We start from the raw sequence: 21,940 nt of genomic DNA, 5'->3' as shown, positions 1-21,940 counted from the left end.
GCTCTGGCTCTGGCTCTGGCTCTGGCTCTGGCTCTGGCTCTGGCTCTGGCTCTGGCTCTGGCTCTGGCTCTGGCTCTGGCTCTGGCTCTTCAGCATGGTCTACAGACGTAACCGGAGCCTCAACATCAGCATTTTCATCCTGAGAACCGGGCTCAACCTCAGAGGCAGGCTCTACCTGTTCAGAAGACTCAAACGCGTCTGGAATCGGAAGCCCGCGGGCCAGCGCATGAGCCGCCGCTGCAAGGTAATCGACATCGTTACGCTGACGCTGAGCATTCAGCTCGTACTCATCAATCAGCTGCGGCAGTAGCTGTAGGACCTCGTTTACTACATGCTGAATATCAGCAGAGGTTTCTACACTGTGGTCGATGACACGGTTGAGAAGGTTTTCAACCGCCCATGAGAGTTCGCCAATGATCAAGGCGCGCACCATGCGCCCGCTACCCTTCAGCGTATGGAAGGCTCGACGGCTCTCAGATAACGCTTCACGATCCGAGGCATTAGCCAACCAGCGGGGAATATACGTGTTAAGCGTTTCGAGCACTTCTTCTGCCTCTTCGATGAAGACTTCTCTCAAATCTTCATCGACAGGCTCCTCCTCAACAGGAGGAGGAAGAATAGAGGGAGGAACTTCTTTTGCAGGCGGATTGATAGCCTGCACAGGGGAGGCCATGACATCCCCCAGATCCATATCAGTCTCTTCGCCATGACTGGGGAGAGAGGCGTCAGCTACTGTATCGACGTGCTCAGGTAACGCCTCAGCCTCAGTCGGCTGCGTTGCATCCAGAGACGCAGTGGTCTCTTGCGCGTCATCACTGGCTTCCAAGGCACCGGTAGCTGCGTCGGCAGGCAGTTCTGGCTCTGTCGAGGGCTCGTGAGAAAGCGCCTCCTCCGCCATCGGCTCAAGTGATGTGGCGTCCTGCTGTTGGCCGTCAACACCAGAAGCGGTGCTGGCTTCAGGAGAGCTGCTTTCGAGCGAATCAACCGCTTCAGCGTGGGCAGGCTCTTCAACCCCTGCATCAGCATCGCTCATAGCGCTGTCAGCGCTTGCGTCCGGCGTCGGCTCTGTAGCGATTTCCTCTATAACCAGAGGCACATCAGTCGAACTGGATACCAAGGGATAGCCCAAGGTTTCCATGCTCTCCTCTGCTACATCAAGAATCAGCTCCTGCTGTGCATTGGAGTCGTCAGCGAGACGTTCAAGGTAATATTCGACACTGGTAATAGCATCTGCCAGCGTGTCCAAGCTCTGCCAGTCTGGAACGACCTGGCGAGCCAGGAGCTCTTGCTGAATATAGCGATTACATGCCTCAACCAGGCCTGCTGCACGCTCCAGAGGAATCATGCCCAGGCCGCCTCGAACCTGGGTCAGCAACTGGGGAATCGGCAACAAATGCTCATGATTCCATTGAGAGGCTATGAATTCGATAATGGCATCTTTGGTCTGCTCAAGACCGTTACGCGCCTCTCTAATGACAAGCTGATGTACCTGGGCAACGTCTGTCGTGGGAAGATGAGACTCCTCATCATCGCCATGATCCGTCACGCCAATCATGCCCGCCAGTGTTGCCTCGACATAAAGCAACGCACCTGCGATATCCATGAGCGCAGAATCGGTACTGGGCACATCCCCAGCGGCCAGCGCCGAGACCTGATCGATCTGATCCAGAATAACGCGACGCGGCTGGCCAAAGCCCAGGACAGCCAACGTGTCTGCAATTTGCTTCAAGGGAAGCAGCAGTGCGCCCAGCTCGCTAGACTGCTGACGGTCGCTACGTACATACAAATCAAGGCTGTCCTTGATGCGCACCAGCTCTTCGCATAGAGCTGTCACCACGGAGCGCATCGCATCGCGATCCGGACCAATGCTTCCATTGTTTCCAGTATAACCCTGCCCTGAAATCTGCAGGGCTTCTTCGAGCTTGTAGAGAGCCTTTATTTCCTTGATTCGGGGCGTATCGCTTGTAGCTTGGCCCAGATAGAAAAGCAGATCGCGTGTCAGATCATAAGAAGCTGGCACATTGAGTGCCGCTGTTCCGCTTGCCAGCAGCCGCTTCAGCTCATTATCGATGCGACGCAGAAATACACGTACGCGGCTATCGTTCTCGAAGACGCCAGCGCTGAGTCCTTCAATCAGAGCAGAAGCCATCGGCCACAACTCGCCAAGCGGACTGCCTGCGCATAAATGCTCAAGACGCTCGAACACCTTCGTCAGATAATTGAGGTGACTGGCAACACCTTGGTTACGGAACAGGCTGACTTGTGCAACCTGTAAAACCTGACGGAGTTTGCGTACGACTACCGGCCAATCGGTTGCTTGTCTGCGAGCCAGCTCTTCGGGCTCGAGAAGCGGTACAAGAGGCGGAGAAGCTGGCGAGAAGAAGTTAACCTCGGATAAAGGCTTCTCGCCTCTGACTGCACGCAGTTCATTCAGAAGCGGCAGCACCATCATCGGCAGGTCGCGACGGGCACCGAGAATGCGATCCAGATAGGATGGAAGTTGCAAGATGGCTCGCATCAGAACTTCAAGCGCATCACTCTGGGCTGCTACCGGATCGTTCTGAAGCACCTCGGCCAGCCGCTCCATTTCTTCGGCAAGCAGCGCCGCGCCATAGAACTCGACCATCTGCAGGGTGCCGTGGACCTGGTGAATGTAGGTCAGGCAGAAGCGAATCCGGGTAGTGTCCTGAGGATTCTCAACGAAAGCTTCAAGTGCATGCTGGGCTTGCTTCAGCGTTTCGGCAATCTCACCCTTCACCCACTCCAGAGCGACATAATCGTGCCGATCTGCCATATTCACTCCATTCATACCGTTAAGCTACCCTGCGGGTAAAAGCCAAAACACGCTCATCAGCGACCGGGATCAGGTCTGGATGACTCCAGCCAGTGACCTCTCCCACGCCAATTACTAAAAGTCCGCCGGGGTTCAGCTTGCTGACAAGCTGATTGAGAATGTCCTTACGAAGCCACCGACGAAAATAAATGAGCAGGTTTTGACAGAAAATGACATCCATGCCAGATATGGGTGTTCTACCAAGCTCGAGCACATTCAATCGCGCGCAACACAGGCGAGCTTTCAAAGCGGAAGCTATGGAAAACGTTCCATCTGCATGATTTGAAAAATAGCGATCAAGCAGCGAACTATCTAAATGCTTAACTTTCTCAGAGGCATATATTCCAAGACGAGCGTTGCTCAAGGCATGTGAACTAATGTCTGTAGCAAAGACACCGTAGCGCTCGGATAAACCCGCCTTGCGGAAGGTCTCTGAGGCCGTTATTGCCATTGAGTAAGCTTCTTCTCCACTGGAGCAACCCACACTCCACAAAGACAAGGTTGCCTCGCTGTCCAATTGGATACGCTGACTCAAATAAGCCTCCAACGTCTCGAAGGAAGGAAGGTGGCGAAAAAACTGAGTGAACTGCGTGGTTAAGTGATTCAGCAGATCAGTCCATTCCCTTGTGCCCGTCACTCCCCGTGTTACATATCGATAGTAGTCTGCGTAATCGTTGATACCCAGCGCTCGCATACGGCTCGTCAAATGGGTCTGAAAAAATGGGCGCCTCGCGATATCGATAACAATCCCAACACGACTCTCAAGCAAATGCTGCCAAGCGATGAATTCGCTTGGCAGCATTTCCATTGAGGGCTGGAAACTCCAGCCCTGGGGATGCTCGACATTCGTTGCGATAGCGTCCATACCTCTCGCCGCTCCGTACGAGCTATGCACTTAGCTAGGAGACTGATCTTCTGGCAGCTTGAAGCCCGAAACCGAACGTCTCATTTCATTCGCCATCTTCGCCAGGTCTCCAATGCTACGAGCGGTAGCGGTAGTACCGGCAGAGGTTTGCGAAGTAATTTCCTGAATGACGTTCATGGTGTTCGAGATGTGACCTGCAGACGACGCCTGCTGACGCGCAGCATTGGAAATGTTCTGGATCAGACCTGCCAACGCTCTGGAAACCTTTTCAATTTCCTCGAGCGCCACACCCGCGTCCTGGGCCAGAGAGGCACCACGAACTACTTCGGAGGTCGTTTGTTCCATGGAAATAACAGCTTCGTTGGTATCAGTCTGAATCGCTTTTACAAGGGCTTCGATCTGCTTGGTTGCGCCAGAGGAACGCTCAGCAAGACGTTGAACTTCATCGGCTACCACGGCGAAGCCGCGACCCGCATCACCGGCCATCGAAGCCTGGATGGCCGCATTAAGGGCCAGAATGTTTGTCTGGTCGGCAATGTCGTTAATCAAGCTAACGATGTCACCGATCTCTTGGGAGGACTCACCCAGTCGCTTGATCCGCTTGGAGGTGTCCTGAATCTGCTCACGGATGTTATCCATGCCCACGATCGTATTATGTACGACCTGGTTGCCCTTGTTTGCAATGGATACAGAGCGCTCTGCTACCGCAGTCGACTCGGAGGCGTTGGCCGATACCTGGTCAATAGAAACTGCCATTTCGTTAACTGCGGCAGAAGCCCCGGCGATTTCCTGCGCCTGGTGCTCGGAAGCCTCCGCCAGATGAATAGCGGTTGACTGAGTTTCCTGAGCAGCTGCCGATACCTGAACCGCTGTCTGGTTAATGGTTTTAACCAGGTCACGCAACTGGTCGATCGAGTAGTTGATCGAGTCAGCAATCGCCCCTGTAAAGTCTTCGGTAACGGTTGCCTCTACGGTCAGGTCACCGTCGGCAAGGTCTGCAATTTCGTCAAGCAAGCGAAGAATCGCAGCCTGGTTACGCTGGTTCTTTTCATTGGTTTCAGCCAGACGCTGACGTGCTTCTTTTACAATGATAAGACCGATTGAAATAATCGATACCAACGCGATAAGGCCCAGAACGTAGTTACCGAGGACGTTGATACGTCGCTCAGCCGTTACGTTGCCATAACCTTGCGCCAGATCCGACGCTTTGGTCAAAAGCTGCTGTGAACTGGCAAAAATCTGGTTGGCTGCTTCACGAACGACAAGCAGTTCAGAAGACGTACCGAGAATTTCGTCCACGTTGCCGGAAACGAATTCAAACAGCTCGTTAACCTCATTCAAACGGCTAACAGCTTCGGGGTCAGTCACTTTTGCGATGTTCATCGAAGCGTTGCCTTCAAGCATCGCGTTCAAGACACGGCCAAACATACTGGCATCACGACCGAAACTATCGGCGGCCTGAACAGCAGACTGATCGCCAGCCAGCACCTTGTTAACCGAACCCAGAATACGCTCAGCCAGGAGTGACTGACGTTGCGCGACCGCTACTTGTTCAGCGGGTGCCTTACGCTCCAGCAGGATGTTAACGATCTCATCGTACTCTACCTGCAACTGGGGAATCGTCTGGGCAAGCGTAGTCGCAAGCTGATGCAATGATAGTACGGTCTGCTCACTGGCCGTAATGTCATCCGCACTTTTCCGGACACGATCCCATTCAGCCTGTACCGCTTCCATTTGTGGGGCAACAGACAATGAAGAAGGCGGCAAACCTGCTAGCTCATTACCGTTACGCAAGATATCCCAGCGTCTTTCGAACTCGTTACGAGCCGCCTTAAGCTGATTGAATGCCTCGGGCTTACCTGTTGCAGCCTCACTCGCGTTGGTGGAAATACGCTGTGAGAGAACACGCAACTCACCCGCATGCTCAAGATATTGCTTATCGTGGTTGGCTTGCGTACTGAGATACGCGAAGTTTGCGAAAAGCAGAACAATTGAAATGATCAGCGCGACAAAAAGGCCGGCGACCAAAGGACTCGTTTTCCCCGTACTCGTTTTCTTCATTGCTGGCCCCCGCCTGGACCGGTTTATTGCATATTCCTTTGTGATAAAGCCAATTCATTTGGCCCCACAATCCATTGCCCATGCAATTAGATGGCCAGCTTGACTGGCTCTCGTTCAGCATGGATGTGTCCGCCTGCATGTCTTATACAGAGAAGCGTGGCGATACTGATGTTACGTTGTGCGCTAAGCGGCAACGTTTAAAAACTGCTGGTGTTGAACCAGTGCGTGTGGACTGAAAACCAACCACTCCGATTCCCGGATAAAAACCCCGTGAATGAAAGCCTCTAGCTTTTCTATCGGCGCAGCGGACTTTTCACTGAAGGAAGTGATTGAAAAATGTTGCATACCAAACACTTCATCGACGATCAGTCCAGCATAAATGTCCTGGTGATCAACAACCAGAACACGGCGCTGAGCACGAACAGACGATGACTCGCCGCCCAGAAATCCATTGAGATCCATCAAGGGAAGCAAGCGTCCGCGAACATTGGCTACACCCTTCACCCAGCTTTTTACGCCAGGTAAAAGGGTATAACGAGGCTCATGGAGAATTTCGCTCACCTCCCCCATTGGAGCAACAAACAGACGGCCTCCCATACGGAACCCGACCCCGCTCCATGAGCGCACCACCTCCTGCTGAGCAGGCAATCCCGCCGCCAAGTCCCGGCATCGCTGATCGATCTGAGCGAAAAGGGTATAAGGAGTATGGCTTCCATTCATATGAAGATCCTGCCTTGAATGACCTTAAGCGCGGAGTACACCAGCCAAGGTTTTCAACAATGTGTCTTCATCAATCGGCTTCGTCAGATAATCACGCGCACCTTGACGCTTGCCCCAGACCTTGTCGGTCTCCTGATCCTTGGTCGTCACGATAACGACAGGGATCTGGCTGGTTTCGCTGTCCTTGGTTAACTGACGGGTTGCCTGAAAACCGTTCAGACCGGGCATCACGATGTCCATCAGAACGACATCGGGCTTTTCCTGACGAGCCAAGGCAACGCCATCAGCACCGTTTTCAGCCTTGAGAACCTGATGGCCGTGCTTTTCCAGCATGGCGGTCAGCTTGTACATTTCAGTCGGTGAATCATCGACTATCAAAATTCTAGCCATTTTCGAATCCTACTTGGTCAGTACCACGAACCAGACGCCTCAGGACGTATGCTCGACTGGGGTAAAATTAGGCACATGGTTTTTTATTGCGCCGATCAGCTCTTCTTTGCTGAACGGTTTGGTCAGGTATTGATCGGACCCAACGATCCGACCCTTAGCCTTGTCAAAGAGGCCGTCACGCGAAGAAAGCATGATGACCGGCGTCGATTTGAATGCGCTATTGTTCTTGATAAGCGCACAGGTCTGATAACCGTCCAAACGAGGCATCATGATATCAACGAAAATGATGTTGGGATGGTTATCCGCAATTTTTGCGAGCGCATCGAATCCATCGACGGCAGTAATAACTTCGCAGCCTACTTTCTTGAGAAGCGTCTCGGCGGTTCGACGAATCGTTTTCGAATCATCGATTACCATTACCTTCAGACCTTCGGAGTACTGTTCCATGTTTGCTTTACCACCACATAGGCGAGTTATGACGCCTTTATCAATGCATTCCAGCCCTTTTAAGCTATCGGCTGGAAATCGAATCTTTTTAGCACAGTCTACAGGGTCTATCTATTAACCACCGGACTACCGGTTTTTCTTGATAACTAAGCGCGCTATCGCCACTCTGAGCACTCATCAGTGTCGGCCGATCAGAGCCGTCAAACCGTTTGCTTTGGAGAATCGATCAATGAGCATACGCATCGGGATAGTTATGGATCCCATTGCCCATATTGCCTACAAAAAAGACAGTTCCCTTGCCATGTTGTGGGCTGCTCAGGCGCGTGGATGGACACTACATTACATGGAGATGCAGGACCTGTACCACCTTGACGGCAAATCTCGTGCGCGCTGCCGTTTATTGAAGGTACATCAAAATTCTGAACACTGGTACGACCTGCATGATGAGCTGGACATTCCTCTTGCAGACTTAGACGTCATTCTGATGCGCAAGGATCCACCCTTCGACAATGAGTATGTCTATGCTACTTATATGTTGGAACAGGCAGAGCGGGAAGGATCGTTGATTGTTAACAAGCCCTCCAGCCTTCGCGACTGCAATGAGAAATTTTTTGCCACTTTATTCCCAGAATTGACACCCCCTACACTGGTCAGTCGACGTGCCGACTTGATTCGGGAATTTGCCCAAACCCATCAGGACGTCATCCTCAAGCCGCTTGATGGAATGGGTGGCTCGTCCATCTTCAGACACCGCGAAGGCGACCCAAACCTGTCGGTCATACTGGAAACGCTGACACAGCACGGAACACAACAGATCATTGCGCAGCGCTACCTACCGGCTATCAAGAGTGGCGACAAGCGTGTACTCATGATCGATGGCGAACCCGTGGAGTACTGCCTTGCCAGAATACCGGCTCAAGGCGAAACCCGAGGCAATCTGGCGGCGGGTGGCCGGGGTGTCGCGCAGCCCTTGTCTGACAGGGACAGAGAGATCGCGGCTAAGGTAGGACCTGAGCTTCGCAAGCGTGGCCTACTATTTGTAGGACTGGATGTAATTGGCGAGCATCTGACAGAAATCAACGTGACCAGCCCTACCTGTATTCGGGAAATTGATAACGCCTACGATACCCGCATCGCTGAGCGGCTGATGGATGTCATCGAAAAGAAGGTGGCGATGAGACCTGGACGATAGACATTTGTCCCAACTCTCTTCAGACTTCCTCAAATAGTCATCAACCGGCAAGACAGGATCGTCCTGCCGGTTAGCAGTTTTCTCATAGCGTAATCTCAACTACTCATCATGAATGCCGCTATCCCAAATACGCTGCCTGCCGCCTCTGCCGTTCGCCCTGCAGACCGTCTTGGCTTTACCCTCTTTATAGCGGCACTGGTTCATGTCGTTCTGATTTTGGGTTTGGGCTTTTCCATGCCGGAACCTAGTGAAGTCAGCAAGTCCCTTGAGATTACACTCGCCTCATTCAAGAGCGACAAGGCGCCGGAGAAAGCGGATTTTCTGGCCCAGGAAAATCAGCAGGGCAGCGGCACGCTTGATAAGGCACTGGCCCCCAGCACTACAGAAGAGGTGCCATTCAAGGACAGCGAGATAAAGCCTGCCGTCAAGCCGACTTCCCCTCGGCAAACCACTGAACCCAAGACCCCCAAGGCCGCCGTCACGACCAAGTCGGCACGTCAGGACAAAGCACCTACTCGGAAAGAAAAACCCGAGCCAGAAGCTGTCGCCCGAGAAACACCTCACTTTGATAATTCTCAGATCTCAAGCGAAATAGCCAGCCTTGAGGCCCAGCTTTCCCAAGAGCGTCAGCAGTATGCCAAGCGGCCAAAGATCTACCGGATCAATGCAGCCTCTACCATGAAGGACAAAGGCGCCTGGTACAAGGAAGACTGGCGCAAGAAGATCGAACGCGTCGGCAACCTGAACTATCCAGAACAAGCCCGCCGAGAACGACTTTACGGAAGTCTTCGTCTGCTGGTCTCTATCAACCGAGACGGCTCGCTTTACGAGGTTCAAATCCTCGAGTCCTCTGGACAGACCGTGCTTGATCAGGCCGCCCTGCGCATTGTGCGCCTGGCTGCGCCATTTGCCCCGTTTAGCGGAGACCTCAGCGATATCGACAGGCTTGAAATCATACGGACATGGCGCTTTGAGCGTGGAGACCGACTCGCCAGCCAATAATGTTGTTGAGTTAGGCTTGAAGCTTCCTACGTGAAGCTAGAAACTAGCAGCATGAACGCTAGCACTCCGCAATACCTCAAAAACCATCTTTTGATCGCTATGCCGCACATGGCGGACTCCAACTTTGCCCAGACGCTCATCTATCTGGTTGAGCACGGCGAGGATGGTGCCATGGGCATTATCATCAACAAGCCAAGCGCATTAAATCTGGAAGATGTTCTGGAACAGCTGCGCCCTGATGAAGCGCCGCCGCTTTCCTCGAGAAGCACTGCCATTTATAACGGCGGACCAGTGCAAGTCGAGCGCGGCTTTGTTCTTCATCCATCCGGCCCGCAATTCCAGGCAACACTGGAGCTGGGTGAGCTGGCACTTTCCACCTCTCAGGACATCTTGTTTTCCATAGCCGATGGCCACGGGCCCGAGCAGCACCTGATTGCCTTGGGCTACGCTGGGTGGGAAGCAGGCCAGCTTGAAGTCGAGCTGGCTGAAAATGCCTGGCTTACCTGCGAGGCCGATCTATCCATTCTGTTCAATGTTCCCAGTGAGCTTCGTTTGAAAGCAGCAGCGGCCCAGCTAGGTATCAACCTATCCTTATTGACCAGCCAATCGGGTCATGCCTGAATGATTTCCTCATTTAAACTGGTACTGGGATTTGACTACGGCACGCGCCAGATAGGCGTTGCGGTGGGCCAGCCTGTAACAGGCCAAGCTCGAGAGCTATGCATTCTCAAAGCACAAAATGGTGTGCCGGACTGGTCGAAGGTTGAGAGCCTGCTTAAAGAATGGCAACCCGATGCGCTGGTAGTGGGCCTTCCATTGAATATGGACGGTACGTCTAGCGAGATGAGTACACGTGCGGAGAAATTCGCACGACGCCTCAATGGTCGATTCAATCTACCTGTTTACACCTACGATGAGCGCCTGACCACATACGAAGCCAAGGGTGTACGTCTTGCCCAAGGCCAGCGTGATGGTTACCGTGAGCGCCCTGTCGACGCCTTGGCCGCTGCCATGCTCCTTGAAGGCTGGCTTACTGCCCAAGCCGAGACGGTCAAACCCGAGCCTCCGCAGGAGAATGCATGAGCACCCCGAATCCTACCGATCTAATTCCGCAAATGGCGGATCAATTGACTCGCCACCTTGAGCGCAAGGGTATTAGCGAACCCTGCTTGGTGGGAATCCGAACCGGAGGTGTCTGGGTTGCTCAAGCGCTACTGGATGCTCTTCAAAATGAATGGCCTCTAGGCACCCTGGATGTTTCATTCTATCGGGATGACTTTACTCAGAATGGGTTGCATCCACAGGTACAACCCTCTGCCCTCCCCTTTGAAATAGAAGGCAGGCACCTTGTTCTGGTTGACGATGTGCTTATGACCGGGCGCACCATTCGTGCGGCATTGAATGAATTGTTCGATTATGGCCGCCCAGCCAGCGTGACCCTCGTCTGCCTATTGGATCTGGAGGCGCGCGAACTTCCTATTCGCCCCGACATCGTTGGTCAAACGCTTCCCTTGGGTCCGGATGAGCGCATCAAGCTGACAGGGCCTACTCCCCTGGCCTTTGAACGAAAAGCCCTTTCTTCTGCTATTTGACACTCAAGGCTTACCGCCATGACCAACGCTACGCGTTCCTTGCAACTGAATGCCAATGGTCAGTTGCGCCATTTTCTTTCCCTGGATGACTTACCTCGCCCTCTGCTGACCGAACTGCTTGATACGGCAGACTCCTTTCTTGAGGTAGGCGCACGCGCAGTCAAGAAAGTACCCTTGTTGCGCGGCAAAACGGTATGCAATGTTTTCTTTGAAAACTCAACCCGGACTCGAACCACTTTCGAGCTGGCGGCCAAGCGGCTTTCTGCCGATGTCATCACACTGAACGTTTCGACTTCCTCGACCAGCAAAGGCGAAACACTGTTCGATACCTTACGAAACCTGGAAGCCATGGCGGCGGACATGTTCGTAGTCAGACATGCCGACTCCGGCGCTGCACATTTTATTGCTGAGCATGTTTGTCCACAGGTAGCAATCATCAATGGCGGTGACGGCCGCCATGCACACCCCACACAAGGCATGCTCGATATGCTCACCATTCGCCGTCACAAAGGTGATTTCGAAAAACTGTCTGTAGCGATTGTTGGCGACATCCTGCACTCCCGCGTGGCGCGCTCGAATATGCTGGCGCTACGGACTCTGGGATGCCAGGACATTCGCGTCGTCGCACCACGCACGCTCCTGCCCATCGGCCTTGAAGATAGTTATGGCGTAAAAACGTTTACGGACATGACGGCCGGACTGAAAGATGTGGATGTAGTCATCATGCTGCGTCTTCAACGCGAACGGATGCAGGGTGGGCTACTGCCCAGCGAAGGCGAGTATTACAAGCTGTTCGGACTGACCACACAACGCCTGGCTCAGGCTAAACCAGACGCAATTGTCATGCACCCCGGACCGATCAACCGTGGAGTGGAAATAGAGTCGGCCGTCGCTGACGGGAGTCAATCTGTGATTCTCAATCAGGTGACCTACGGCATTGCCGTACGTATGGCTGTTCTATCCATGGCAATGAGCGGGCAAACGGCCCAGCGTCAACTTGAGCAGGAGAGTATCTAAGTGACTCTGAGCATTATCAAGGCGCGAGTAATAGATCCCGCCACCCGCCTCGATCAAATAACCGATATTCACGTTTCCCAAGGCAATATCATTGCCTTGGGTGAAGCCCCTGTTGGTTTCAAGGCAGAAACTGTAATTGATGCCTCTGGACTGATAGCAGCTCCCGGCCTTGTTGATCTGAATGTGTCGCTCCGCGAACCAGGCCATACCCGAAAAGGCACTATAGAAAGCGAAACGCAGGCAGCGGCAGCAGGTGGTACAACCAGCCTGTGTTGTCCGCCGTCTACCAAGCCCGTACTGGATACTACTGCGGTCACCGAACTCATTCTGGATCGTGCGCAAGCGGCAGGTAAAGCGCGTGTCTTTCCTGTTGGTGCCCTGACAAAAGGGTTGGCCGGAGAGCAACTTGCCGAACTCGTTACATTGCACAGTGCAGGCTGTGTAGCCTTTACCAATGGGCTGGCCCCCATGGCAGGCATGCGCACGCTTCGGCGAGCACTGGAGTACGCAGCGACCTTTGATTTGAAGGTTATCTTTACATCTCAGGATGCTGATCTAGCAGAAGGCGGGTTGGCTCATGAGGGCCCTACCGCTAGCTTCCTAGGTCTTGCTGGCATACCAGAGACAGCTGAAACCGTTGCCCTATCCCAAAACCTTCTTCTGGTTGAGCAAAGCGGCGTACGAGCACACTTTAGCCAGCTGACCAGCGCCCGTGGAATTGAGATGATTGCTGAAGCACAGGCACGAGGGCTCCCTGTCACCGCCGATGTAGCGTTGTATCAACTGTTCCTTACTGATGAACGGCTTGAAGGGTTTTCCAGTTTTTACCATGTGCAGCCGCCTCTTCGCACTGAGCGAGACAGGCAGGCGTTGCGTGAAGCAGTACGAAGCGGCGTAGTACAGGCCATTGCCAGTCATCACCAGCCGCATGAAGAAGATGCGAAGCTTGCGCCTTTCGCAGCCACCGAGCCCGGTATCAGCAGTGCAGAAATGTTGTTACCTCTGACCCTGAAGCTTGTAGAAGAAGGATTACTGGATTTATCGACTGCCCTTCACAGGCTAACAAGTGGCCCTGCCTCTGTATTGGATCTGCCTGCCGGTCAGTTATCAGTAGGCACCCCAGCCGATATCGTCCTCTTCTCGCTCGAAGAGCGTACCACCGTAGGCAAGCCCTGGCTTTCACGCGGGCGCAATACGCCATTCATGGACGTAGAGCTGCCGGGAAGGGTTCGCCATACACTGGTTGCAGGCAAGACAACGTATCAGGCCTGAAACCAGCGAACCCGCTGTGTACAGCGGGTTCGCTCATCCCTACCCTAGAATACCGCCTCCTTTCTGCCGATTCTCGATGGAGACCTGATCGTTCAGCGTCCAGAAATCGTACAGCACACCCAACAGGAAAAATCCACCGGTAAAGAAGTACAGAATGGCCGTGATCCATTTACCCATGTACAACCGATGGACGCCAAAAATGCCTAGAAATGTCAACAGTATCCACGCAATGCTGTAATTGACGCGACCGCCCTGGAACCGCATATCTGCCTCACGATCCATGCTGGGGATCAGGAACAGGTCGATCAGCCAGCCAACCCCTAGAAGGCCTAGCGTAAAAAACCAAATGGTGCCGGTAACCGGCTTTCCGTAATAAAAGCGATGAGCACCTAGAAAGCCAAAAATCCACAACAGGTATCCAAGCACTTTGCTATGCGTATCGTTTTGGTACTTCATGACAACCTCAGTCACAGAGCGGTAATGTCTGCTTCATAAGCAAGATTTTTTGACTTCACTGGTCATTCTGCCAGTGATTCCAACTGGTATAGAAACCTTTTGCGACATGAACCGCTGATTTTTGATAAATATCTCGACCGGCGGAGCGGAAATAAAACTATCGATCTGATATAAAGTTGCGCGATTTTGATTATCAGGTCTGTCGACAATGCGCTCTTTACTCATTACCTGGCTATCAGCCTGTTTGGTACTGCCTGTGACGGCAGTCCAGGCCAAAGAAGCCGTTAGTGCTCGCGCTGCCGCTCCGGCTCATGCCAAGTCAGCACCACGTGCCAATAAACCCAAGGCACGTACACAACATGTTTATGCTCCTGCCAAGCCCAAGGCGGGAACCATTGTGCAAGCACATGCTGCCGCTCAGCATGCTGCGGCCAAGGAAAGCACCAAAGTAGTCAACCGCGCAATCGATGTACTAGGGACACCCTACCGTTGGGGCGGCACAACACCTAAGCATGGTTTTGACTGCAGCGGACTCGTGAATTATGTATACCGTGACGTCCAGAATCTTGAGCTACCTCGTACCTCTCAGGAGCTGGCTCGCATGGATGGCATGAAGGTTGGAAAAAAGGATCTAAAACCTGGCGATTTGATCTTTTTCAAGATACATGGCCGCAATGTTGACCATGTTGCGATTTATATGGGCCATGATCGCTTTATCCATGCACCACGTCGTGGAGAAAGCGTACGAATTGATCATCTCAGCCGCCCCTACTGGAAAACGCGTTTCGCCTCAGCCAAGCGTGTTCTTCCCCAGATGGTCGCCACGAGTGAACAGCAGGTCCGCCCACGTAGTGCGCCTAATCCCCACAAGTCCTAACGATAGCGCTACCGTAAGCCCACCGTTGAGCAGAAGCGGTTGAAGACTTTCTGCAGCCCTTTATACTGTGCACATATACAGTATAAAGGGCTGCTTCATGGAGTTGACCGACAAACTCATCGTTTTGGCTGACGCCGCCAAATATGACGTGTCATGTGCCAGTAGTGGAGCACCCAAGCGCTCATCCAAGGGTAAGGATGGTCTAGGCGCCACAGATGGCATGGGTATTTGCCACAGCTTTACGCCCGATGGCCGTTGCGTCTCCCTGCTTAAAATCTTACTGACCAACTTTTGCCTCTACGACTGCCAATACTGTGTCAATCGTAGGTCCAGCAATGTCCCCCGCGCCCGTTTCACGCCGGAAGAAGTTGTAAAACTTACGCTCGATTTTTATCGGCGCAATACCATCAGCGGTCTCTTCTTGAGCTCAGGAATTATCCGCTCGGCAGACTATACGATGGAGCAGCTGATCCGAGTGGCTCAGTTACTGCGCGAGGAGCATCAGTTTCGAGGTTATATTCATCTAAAGACCATTCCTGATGCAGATCCCTTACTAATCGCCAAGGCAGGGCTTTATGCCGATCGTCTTTCAGTCAATATCGAACTGCCTACCGAATCGGGCCTGACACGTCTTGCTCCTGAAAAGGAGGTTCGCAGCATCAAAAAAGCCATGGGCACGATCCGTCTTGGTCTGGAGGAAACCGCCGCTGAAAAGAATGCGCCACGCTTTGCACCGGCTGGGCAGAGTACGCAGATGATCGTAGGCGCTGATGCTACTGATGACCGGACCATACTGGATACCGCGCAAACCCTGTACGGCGCCTATCAGCTGAAACGCGTGTACTATTCGGCGTTCAGCCCCATCCCGGATAGTCCGAACTCCGTACCTCTCATACCTCCGCCTTTATTGCGCGAACATCGACTTTATCAAGCAGATTTTCTTATTAGAGGTTACGGTTTTACGGCCACGGAATTACCAACGGAAGGTGGAAATCTCCCGCTGGATATTGATCCTAAGCTTGCTTGGGCTCTGAGTAACCGTGACACTTTTCCCCTCGATCTCAATCAGGCGGAGCCTGCGTTAATTGCTCGGGTTCCAGGCATTGGGATGCTGTCAGCCAAGCGCCTCGTGACATTAAGACAGCAACGGCGTATCCGCTATGCAGATCTCATTCGTCTTCGTTGCAGCCTGGAAAAAGCCAGGCCGTTCATCATTGTTCACGATTACCGTCCCAGCTCCATGCTTGCTGAGTCCTTGCACCTTCGTACTCAGCTCAGTGAAAAGCCTGCCCAATTGGCGCTCTGGTGACTATGCGCACTGTTTCCTTTGACGGCTCGTTTGCAGGTTGGCGGCGCGTAGCCAGAAAGTTGCTAGAGCAGGACATAGCGCCCCATGAAATCAGTTGGCAAACCGAGCCTCTATCAAATGATTTGTTTGCTACCGCAGATGCACAGCCATTGGAAACGGCCTCATCAACTATCCGAGTACCCAGGCAACTTGCAGACTTATTGAACTTGGCAGCCTGTTATCGACATCCCCAGCGTTGGGCACTGCTATACCGTGTCCTGTGGCGAGTCATACGGGGTGATCAAGCAGCGATGCTGGCCGGTGACGAGGATGGTAGCGAATTGCACCGTTGGGCCAAGGCAGTCAGGCGAGAAATTCATCATTTACATGCTTTCCTACGCTTTAAACAGCGGGGCGAGCATGCGGGTAACCCCCACTACGTTGCGTGGCATGAGCCGGCTCATGATGTGTTGGCGCTGGCCGCCCCACATTTCTGCAACCGGATGGGGAATACCTCCTGGCTGATCGCCACACCGGAGGCAGCCGCATTATGGGATGGAAAGACATTAACGCTCGAGGCCCCCTGCCCCACAGGACTGGAAGCGCTTGCTAAACAGCAACGTGATGATGGCGAGCGCCTCTGGATGGCTTATTACGCAAGCACATTCAATCCCGCCCGCGCCAACCCCAAGGTCATGACGGGACATATGCCCAGGCGATTCTGGAAAGACCTGCCGGAGGGACCGTTGATCCCCACACTGCTTAGCGAGGCGCGCACCGGTACGCAGCGAACGGCCCAAGCAAAAAGCGTAAGCGAACAGACAGGAAAAACGGTACCCGTATCAGCTGCTGAGGTATTACCGGTACGCGAACAACCAAGCACCCTGGAAACCTGCCGTCGCTGTCCGCTCTGGCAGCGCGCCACTCAAGCCGTTCCAGGCGAGGGGCCTCTCAATGCGAGGCTTTTCCTGATAGGCGAGCAGCCTGGCGATCAGGAAGATCTGCAAGGCCGCCCTTTCATGGGTCCGGCTGGGCAGGTGCTTGATCGAGCTATTCGAGAGGCAGGCCTGCAGCGGGAATCGCTCTATCTGACCAATGCCGTCAAGCATTTCAAGTGGACGCCACAGGGACGTCGACGCAAACACGTTACCCCTACCGTTGAGATCGCCCCGTGCCGCCATTGGCTGGAGAACGAGCTGGATACCATCAAGCCGGACGTCATTGTTGCATTAGGGGCTACCGCACTGGAGTCCCTGATGCACAGAAAACCAGGCTCATTGAGTGAGTATATGGGTCGTGTTACACAGTGGCAGGGGCGGTGGCTGATCGTCACGTATCACCCATCCTATGTTCTGCGCGTACCCGAGGAAGCCAAGCAGAGACAGGCCCAAGCAGCGCTTACCGCAGCCCTGGTACAGGCCAGGCAGCTACTTGAGCCTTAAAGGTTATCGGAAACGCTTGCTGTCCTCGCCCATATCCAGGGAGAGTCCTTGAGTAATGTTAGTCAAATGATCCGCATCGGTTTCGGAGCCCAGCTTAATCATCAAGCGCAGATCATTGGCAGAGTCCGCATGCGCCAACGCATCTTCGTAGCTGATCTCACCGTCGCGATACAACTGGTACAAGGCCTGATCGAACGTTTGCATGCCCAATTCCGTCGAGCGCTTCATGAGCGGCTTGAGCTCATGCACCTCTCCCTTCCGAATCAGGTCTGCCGCCAACGGCGTGTTGATCAACACTTCGATAACCGCCCTACGGCCCTTACCATCAACCGTGGGAACCAGCTGTTGAGCCACAATGGCCTTGAGGTTGAGCGAAAGGTCCATCCATATCTGCTGATGCCGATCAGCCGGGAAAAAGTGGATGATCCGCTCCAACGCCTGGTTCGCATTGTTAGCGTGTAACGTTGCCAAACACAGGTGGCCGGTCTCGGCGAATGCCACCGCATACTCCATGGTTTCCCGAGTACGTACCTCGCCGATCATGATGACATCAGGTGCCTGACGAAGCGTGTTCTTCAGCGCGACCTCAAAAGACTCCGTATCCAGGCCCACTTCCCGCTGCGTCACAATGCAGTTCTGGTGCTGGTGAATGTATTCGATAGGGTCTTCGATCGAGATGATATGGCCAGTGGAGTTCTTGTTGCGGTGACCAATCATGGCAGCTAGCGACGTGGATTTGCCCGTGCCGGTTGCCCCGACGAACAGCACCAGGCCACGCTTGGTCATGGACAGTTTTTTCAACGCCTCGGGCAGACGCAACTGATCAAGCGTAGGGATGCTTACCTCGATACGCCGAAGCACCATGCCCACCAGGTTACGCTGATAGAACGCACTTACCCGAAAACGCCCCACCCCTCTGGAGCTGATCGCAAAATTGCATTCATGCTTTTCGGCGAACTCCGCTCTCTGCTGTTCATTCATGACGCCAAGGACCACTTCCCGAGCCTGATCAGGCGAAAGCGGCTCCTTGGTTACCGGCAGAACACGACCGTTCACCTTCATGGACGGTGGAACACCGGTTGTAATGAATAGATCGGAGCCGCCCTTTTCGACCATCAGCCGCAGCAGCTTTTCGAATTCCATCAGAAGTTCTCCGGAATCTTGGCTTTCTCACGAGCGCTGTCGCGACTGATCAGCCCCTTCGCCAGCAGGTTTTTCAGGCACATATCCAGCGTTTGCATTCCAAGACCACCACCTGTCTGGATGGCAGAGTACATCTGCGCCACTTTGTCTTCACGAATGAGGTTGCGGATCGCAGGCGTCCCGATCATGATTTCATGGGCAGCCACACGGCCCCCGCCGACCTTCTTGACAAGGGTTTGAGAGATAACGGCCTGCAGGGACTCGGACAACATCGAGCGAACCATGGATTTTTCTTCGGCCGGGAAAACGTCCACGATACGGTCGATCGTTTTGGCGGCCGATGTGGTGTGCAGCGTACCAAATACCAAGTGTCCGGTTTCCGCAGCGGTCAGCGCCAGCCGGATCGTTTCAAGGTCGCGCAGCTCACCGACCAGAATGATATCCGGGTCCTCACGCAGCGCAGAGCGCAATGCCTCCGAGAAGCCTAGAGTATCGCGGTGCACTTCCCGCTGGTTGACCAGGCATTTCTTGGACTCGTGAACGAATTCGATCGGATCTTCAATAGTCAGAATATGGTGATACTTGGTGTTATTCAGGTAATCCAGCATGGCCGCCAGCGTCGTTGACTTGCCGGACCCTGTAGGACCGGTGACCAACACCAGACCACGAGGAACATCGGTTATCTTGCGAAACACATCGCCCATTCCCAGCTCTTCCATCGAAAGCACTTTAGAGGGAATAGTACGGAATACGGCACCCGGTCCACGGTTCTGATTGAAGGCATTGACACGAAAGCGTGCAATGCCTGGCACCTCGAACGAAAAGTCGGTTTCAAGGAATTCTTCATAATCCTTGCGCTGCTTGTCATTCATGATGTCGTAGATGAGCGCATGCACCTGCTTATCGTTGAAAGCGGGCAGGTTGATGCGTCGAACATCGCCGTCGACACGGATCATGGGTGGCAAACCGGAGGAAAGGTGTAGGTCGGATGCACCCTGTCTGGCACAAAACGCCAGCAGTTCCGTGATATCCATGAAGACTCCCTTAATACAAACAAGCAGGTAGAATGCCGCCTTATCAGCAGCGGTATTTAGAGAACGAGGTTGAATGTCAACGATAGCTGAAAATATCGCAACAGTACGCACCCGTATCCAAGCCGCAGCGCAGGCTTGTGGTCGTGACCCTGAGACCGTTGGTCTACTTGCCGTCAGCAAGACCAAACCGGCATCGGATCTACGCGAAGCGTACAACTGCGGCTTACAACATTTTGGCGAGAACTACCTGCAAGAAGCGATCCAGAAGCAGGAGATGCTAAAAGATCTGCCCTTGACCTGGCATTTCATCGGCCCGATTCAATCCAATAAGACACGCTCGATCGCTAGCCATTTCGATTGGGTGCATTCCGTTGATCGCCTGAAAATCGCCCAGCGGCTTTCCGAGCAACGCCCAGAGGACATGCTCCCGCTCAATATTTGCCTACAGGTCAATATCAGTGGTGAGGCCAGCAAGTCAGGATGTTTGCCAGAAGAACTGCCTGAGCTGGCCCGTGCCGTTGCTCAGCTGCCCAACCTCGTCTTACGTGGGCTGATGGCTATACCAGAAGCCGCTACGGAACCTGAGGCGCAGCATGCTGCCTTTTCATCCCTACGAAAACTCAGCGAGGCGCTGAACCTGAATCTTGATACCCTGTCCATGGGCATGAGCCACGACTTGGAAGCAGCGATTGCCGAGGGCGCGACCTGGGTTCGAATCGGTACAGCACTGTTTGGCGCCAGACATTACAGCGCAATCCCTTCGCCTGCTTCTCATTAAGGAATTTACCTATGAGCGATACCCGCATCGCCTTTATCGGCGCCGGAAATATGGCGGCCAGTCTGATTGGAGGTCTTCTCGCACAGGGACTGCCGGCCAGCTGCATTACTGCAAGCAATCCTGACGCTGCACAACGCTCAGCGCTTGAGTCTGACCATGGGATTCAGACATTCACGTCTAACCTTGAGGCTGCCCAACAGGCTGATGTAATTGTCCTGTCGGTCAAGCCACAGGTCATGAAAAGCGTCTGTGAGGAGCTCTCCAGCGCACTTACCGGCACTCAGCTGATCGTTTCTGTTGCAGCTGGAATCACCTGTGCCAGCCTGACTCAATGGCTAGGCGAGCGTGCCCTGGTGCGCTGCATGCCCAACACCCCGGCACTGCTTCGCCAGGGTGCCAGCGGCCTGTATGCCAACGAGCATGTGTCATCAACCCAGCGCGATCAGGCTGAGCAGTTACTGTCTGCCGTAGGCCTTACCGTCTGGGTAGAAGACGAAAAGCAACTGGATGCCGTAACGGCAGTATCAGGCAGCGGCCCAGCGTATTTCTTCCTGATGATGGAAGCCATGACCCAGGCCGGTGAAGCACTTGGCCTGGACAGGGAGACATCAGCACGGCTGACCCTGCAGACAGCCCTTGGCACTGCCCAGATGGCCTTGAACAGCGAGGCGTCACCGGCCGAACTGCGCCGCCGCGTCACTTCACCTGGCGGCACTACCGAACAGGCCATCAAGACCTTTCAGGAGGGCGGCTTCGAGGCCCTCGTTCAACAAGCACTTTCAGCGGCTGCACGCCGCTCGGCCGAGCTGGCGGAAGAGCTCGGTAAATAAGGAGTAGTCATGTACGGATTGAATACCGCCCTGATTCTTATTCTGCAAACGCTTGGCAGTCTTTATCTGCTCATTGTTTTGCTGCGCTTCATTCTACAACTCGTGAAGGCAGATTTTTATAATCCCCTGAGTCAATTCATCGTCAAAGCCACACAACCCTTGCTGCGCCCGCTACGCAGAGTCATTCCAGGCTTTGGCGGCATCGATCTGGCATCGCTGGCGCTTGCGGTACTGGTACAGCTGGTTCTCATGGTTCTGCTGCTCCTCCTGACCAACGTTGAAGGCATAAACGGCCTCACCCTGATCACCATGCAATATGGCGTCGGCGGAGCAATTGCCCATCTGTTCATCTGGTCGTTGATTGCCGTGGCGTCCCTGTTTCTCAAGGTCTTTTTCTTCGCCATGATCATCAGCGTGATTCTCTCCTGGGTCGCGCCGGGCAGTTACAACCCCAGTGCCCAGCTTGTAAACCAGATCTGCGAACCTGTTCTGGCGCCTTTCCGTCGCCTTCTGCCCAACCTGGGCGGGCTGGATATCTCGCCCATTTTCGCGTTCATTGCGATCAAATTGATCGACATGCTGGTCATCAACAACCTGGCCATGATGTCAGGCATGCCGTCAGTCCTCGCACCGTTCCTGTAAGCGATGGCCCCATCTGTTCGGTGGGGCCTTTATCGTTAACCATTCACACACTTTGCGTG

General features: G+C 53.8%; 22 protein-coding genes. 13 read left to right on the top strand and 9 right to left on the bottom strand.

Annotation, left to right across the window (positions count from 1 at the left end):
- The 6 genes from PLU01S_RS18175 to pilG form a co-directional block, all read right to left on the bottom strand.
- On the bottom strand, window positions 1–2,794 hold a 2,794-nt coding region (locus PLU01S_RS18175), incomplete at its 3' end, for a FimL-related protein (protein ID WP_174588323.1).
- Window positions 2,795–2,813: 19 nt separating this feature from the next.
- On the bottom strand, window positions 2,814–3,698 hold the full coding sequence (locus PLU01S_RS18170) for a CheR family methyltransferase (RefSeq protein WP_074824903.1): 885 nt from the start codon (window positions 3,696–3,698) through the stop codon (window positions 2,814–2,816).
- Window positions 3,699–3,728: 30 nt separating this feature from the next.
- Window positions 3,729–5,759 (bottom strand): methyl-accepting chemotaxis protein, encoded by a 2,031-nt coding sequence (locus PLU01S_RS18165; RefSeq protein WP_010795386.1) that lies wholly within the window; start codon window positions 5,757–5,759, stop codon window positions 3,729–3,731.
- A 183-nt stretch (window positions 5,760–5,942) separates the two neighbouring features.
- Complete coding sequence (locus PLU01S_RS18160) at window positions 5,943–6,479, bottom strand: chemotaxis protein CheW (protein WP_074824906.1); 537 nt, start codon at window positions 6,477–6,479, stop codon at window positions 5,943–5,945.
- A 24-nt stretch (window positions 6,480–6,503) separates the two neighbouring features.
- The gene (gene pilH, locus PLU01S_RS18155; RefSeq protein WP_074824908.1) at window positions 6,504–6,869 is read right to left on the bottom strand and encodes a twitching motility response regulator PilH; all 366 of its coding nucleotides are present in this window, start codon (window positions 6,867–6,869) and stop codon (window positions 6,504–6,506) included.
- Between the two features lie 39 nt (window positions 6,870–6,908).
- Window positions 6,909–7,316 carry a twitching motility response regulator PilG gene (gene pilG, locus PLU01S_RS18150; RefSeq protein ID WP_010795389.1) on the bottom strand — a complete coding sequence of 136 codons (408 nt, stop codon included), beginning with the start codon at window positions 7,314–7,316 and terminating at the stop codon, window positions 6,909–6,911.
- 229 nt (window positions 7,317–7,545) lie between these two features.
- Here pilG and gshB point away from each other — a divergent pair, with 229 nt between their 5' ends.
- The 7 genes from gshB (at window position 7,546) to PLU01S_RS18115 (ending at window position 13,391) form a co-directional block, all read left to right on the top strand.
- Entirely contained in the window at window positions 7,546–8,508 is a 963-nt protein-coding gene (gshB, locus tag PLU01S_RS18145; protein WP_010795390.1) for a glutathione synthase, read from the top strand.
- 108 nt (window positions 8,509–8,616) lie between these two features.
- Window positions 8,617–9,510 carry an energy transducer TonB gene (locus PLU01S_RS18140; RefSeq protein ID WP_074824910.1) on the top strand — a complete coding sequence of 298 codons (894 nt, stop codon included), beginning with the start codon at window positions 8,617–8,619 and terminating at the stop codon, window positions 9,508–9,510.
- A gap of 51 nt (window positions 9,511–9,561) precedes the next feature.
- Complete coding sequence (locus PLU01S_RS18135; RefSeq protein ID WP_074824913.1) at window positions 9,562–10,131, top strand: YqgE/AlgH family protein; 570 nt, start codon at window positions 9,562–9,564, stop codon at window positions 10,129–10,131.
- The gene (ruvX, locus tag PLU01S_RS18130; protein WP_125887764.1) at window positions 10,132–10,593 is read left to right on the top strand and encodes a Holliday junction resolvase RuvX; all 462 of its coding nucleotides are present in this window, start codon (window positions 10,132–10,134) and stop codon (window positions 10,591–10,593) included.
- Window positions 10,590–11,102 (top strand): bifunctional pyr operon transcriptional regulator/uracil phosphoribosyltransferase PyrR, encoded by a 513-nt coding sequence (gene pyrR / locus PLU01S_RS18125; protein ID WP_010795394.1) that lies wholly within the window; start codon window positions 10,590–10,592, stop codon window positions 11,100–11,102. Before ruvX ends, pyrR begins: the two co-directional genes overlap by 4 nt.
- An 18-nt stretch (window positions 11,103–11,120) precedes the next feature.
- Window positions 11,121–12,119 carry an aspartate carbamoyltransferase catalytic subunit gene (locus PLU01S_RS18120; protein ID WP_074824916.1) on the top strand — a complete coding sequence of 333 codons (999 nt, stop codon included), beginning with the start codon at window positions 11,121–11,123 and terminating at the stop codon, window positions 12,117–12,119.
- A complete protein-coding gene (locus PLU01S_RS18115; RefSeq protein ID WP_074824921.1) occupies window positions 12,120–13,391 on the top strand; it encodes a dihydroorotase in 1,272 nt (423 codons plus the stop codon).
- A gap of 39 nt (window positions 13,392–13,430) precedes the next feature.
- Here PLU01S_RS18115 and PLU01S_RS18110 read toward each other — a convergent pair whose 3' ends face one another.
- Window positions 13,431–13,847 (bottom strand): NINE protein, encoded by a 417-nt coding sequence (locus tag PLU01S_RS18110; RefSeq protein ID WP_010795397.1) that lies wholly within the window; start codon window positions 13,845–13,847, stop codon window positions 13,431–13,433.
- Window positions 13,848–14,055: 208 nt separating this feature from the next.
- Here PLU01S_RS18110 and PLU01S_RS18105 point away from each other — a divergent pair, with 208 nt between their 5' ends.
- From PLU01S_RS18105 to PLU01S_RS18095, 3 genes are all read left to right on the top strand, one after another.
- Complete coding sequence (locus PLU01S_RS18105) at window positions 14,056–14,724, top strand: C40 family peptidase (protein ID WP_010795398.1); 669 nt, start codon at window positions 14,056–14,058, stop codon at window positions 14,722–14,724.
- Window positions 14,725–14,821: 97 nt separating this feature from the next.
- Entirely contained in the window at window positions 14,822–16,033 is a 1,212-nt protein-coding gene (locus PLU01S_RS18100) for a putative DNA modification/repair radical SAM protein (RefSeq protein WP_074824925.1), read from the top strand.
- Between the two features lie 2 nt (window positions 16,034–16,035).
- The gene (locus tag PLU01S_RS18095) at window positions 16,036–17,454 is read left to right on the top strand and encodes a UdgX family uracil-DNA binding protein (RefSeq protein WP_074824928.1); all 1,419 of its coding nucleotides are present in this window, start codon (window positions 16,036–16,038) and stop codon (window positions 17,452–17,454) included.
- A gap of 3 nt (window positions 17,455–17,457) precedes the next feature.
- Here PLU01S_RS18095 and PLU01S_RS18090 read toward each other — a convergent pair whose 3' ends face one another.
- Together PLU01S_RS18090 and PLU01S_RS18085 are read right to left on the bottom strand one after the other, a co-directional pair.
- Complete coding sequence (locus tag PLU01S_RS18090; RefSeq protein ID WP_074824930.1) at window positions 17,458–18,597, bottom strand: PilT/PilU family type 4a pilus ATPase; 1,140 nt, start codon at window positions 18,595–18,597, stop codon at window positions 17,458–17,460.
- Window positions 18,597–19,631 carry a type IV pilus twitching motility protein PilT gene (locus PLU01S_RS18085; protein WP_010795402.1) on the bottom strand — a complete coding sequence of 345 codons (1,035 nt, stop codon included), beginning with the start codon at window positions 19,629–19,631 and terminating at the stop codon, window positions 18,597–18,599. Before PLU01S_RS18085 ends, PLU01S_RS18090 begins: the two co-directional genes overlap by 1 nt.
- Before the next feature lie 73 nt (window positions 19,632–19,704).
- Here PLU01S_RS18085 and PLU01S_RS18080 point away from each other — a divergent pair, with 73 nt between their 5' ends.
- The 3 genes from PLU01S_RS18080 to PLU01S_RS18070 are packed head-to-tail and all read left to right on the top strand — an operon-like array spanning window position 19,705 to window position 21,881.
- Window positions 19,705–20,409 carry a YggS family pyridoxal phosphate-dependent enzyme gene (locus PLU01S_RS18080; protein WP_074824934.1) on the top strand — a complete coding sequence of 235 codons (705 nt, stop codon included), beginning with the start codon at window positions 19,705–19,707 and terminating at the stop codon, window positions 20,407–20,409.
- Window positions 20,410–20,420: 11 nt separating this feature from the next.
- Window positions 20,421–21,239, top strand: a complete 819-nt coding sequence (gene proC, locus PLU01S_RS18075; RefSeq protein ID WP_074824936.1) for a pyrroline-5-carboxylate reductase — start codon at window positions 20,421–20,423, stop codon at window positions 21,237–21,239.
- 9 nt (window positions 21,240–21,248) lie between these two features.
- Complete coding sequence (locus PLU01S_RS18070) at window positions 21,249–21,881, top strand: YggT family protein (protein ID WP_010795405.1); 633 nt, start codon at window positions 21,249–21,251, stop codon at window positions 21,879–21,881.
- Window positions 21,882–21,940 lie beyond the last annotated feature (59 nt).

It is taken from the genome of Pseudomonas luteola NBRC 103146, assembly GCF_002091675.1.
GTDB classification, from domain to species: domain Bacteria; phylum Pseudomonadota; class Gammaproteobacteria; order Pseudomonadales; family Pseudomonadaceae; genus Chryseomonas; species Chryseomonas luteola.
The sequence above is the reverse complement of the archived record's forward strand: the minus strand, read 5'-3'. Positions and strand labels throughout refer to the sequence as shown.

Bases quoted from the DNA above. Each gene is read 5' to 3' on its own strand.
- pilH (WP_074824908.1), bottom strand. From the start codon at position 6,869: ATGGCTAGAATTTTGATAGTCGATGATTCACCGACTGAAATGTACAAG.
- ruvX (WP_125887764.1), top strand. From the start codon at position 10,132: ATGATTTCCTCATTTAAACTGGTACTGGGATTTGACTACGGCACGCGC.
- PLU01S_RS18135 (WP_074824913.1), top strand. From the start codon at position 9,562: ATGAACGCTAGCACTCCGCAATACCTCAAAAACCATCTTTTGATCGCT.
- PLU01S_RS18085 (WP_010795402.1), bottom strand. From the start codon at position 19,631: ATGGATATCACGGAACTGCTGGCGTTTTGTGCCAGACAGGGTGCATCC.
- gshB (WP_010795390.1), top strand. From the start codon at position 7,546: ATGAGCATACGCATCGGGATAGTTATGGATCCCATTGCCCATATTGCC.
- proC (WP_074824936.1), top strand. From the start codon at position 20,421: ATGAGCGATACCCGCATCGCCTTTATCGGCGCCGGAAATATGGCGGCC.
- PLU01S_RS18160 (WP_074824906.1), bottom strand. From the start codon at position 6,479: ATGAATGGAAGCCATACTCCTTATACCCTTTTCGCTCAGATCGATCAG.
- PLU01S_RS18080 (WP_074824934.1), top strand. From the start codon at position 19,705: ATGTCAACGATAGCTGAAAATATCGCAACAGTACGCACCCGTATCCAA.
- PLU01S_RS18110 (WP_010795397.1), bottom strand. From the start codon at position 13,847: ATGAAGTACCAAAACGATACGCATAGCAAAGTGCTTGGATACCTGTTG.
- PLU01S_RS18165 (WP_010795386.1), bottom strand. From the start codon at position 5,759: ATGAAGAAAACGAGTACGGGGAAAACGAGTCCTTTGGTCGCCGGCCTT.
- pyrR (WP_010795394.1), top strand. From the start codon at position 10,590: ATGAGCACCCCGAATCCTACCGATCTAATTCCGCAAATGGCGGATCAA.
- PLU01S_RS18070 (WP_010795405.1), top strand. From the start codon at position 21,249: ATGTACGGATTGAATACCGCCCTGATTCTTATTCTGCAAACGCTTGGC.
- PLU01S_RS18140 (WP_074824910.1), top strand. From the start codon at position 8,617: ATGAATGCCGCTATCCCAAATACGCTGCCTGCCGCCTCTGCCGTTCGC.
- PLU01S_RS18170 (WP_074824903.1), bottom strand. From the start codon at position 3,698: ATGGACGCTATCGCAACGAATGTCGAGCATCCCCAGGGCTGGAGTTTC.
- PLU01S_RS18095 (WP_074824928.1), top strand. From the start codon at position 16,036: ATGCGCACTGTTTCCTTTGACGGCTCGTTTGCAGGTTGGCGGCGCGTA.
- PLU01S_RS18100 (WP_074824925.1), top strand. From the start codon at position 14,822: ATGGAGTTGACCGACAAACTCATCGTTTTGGCTGACGCCGCCAAATAT.
- PLU01S_RS18090 (WP_074824930.1), bottom strand. From the start codon at position 18,597: ATGGAATTCGAAAAGCTGCTGCGGCTGATGGTCGAAAAGGGCGGCTCC.
- pilG (WP_010795389.1), bottom strand. From the start codon at position 7,316: ATGGAACAGTACTCCGAAGGTCTGAAGGTAATGGTAATCGATGATTCG.
- PLU01S_RS18105 (WP_010795398.1), top strand. From the start codon at position 14,056: ATGCGCTCTTTACTCATTACCTGGCTATCAGCCTGTTTGGTACTGCCT.
- PLU01S_RS18120 (WP_074824916.1), top strand. From the start codon at position 11,121: ATGACCAACGCTACGCGTTCCTTGCAACTGAATGCCAATGGTCAGTTG.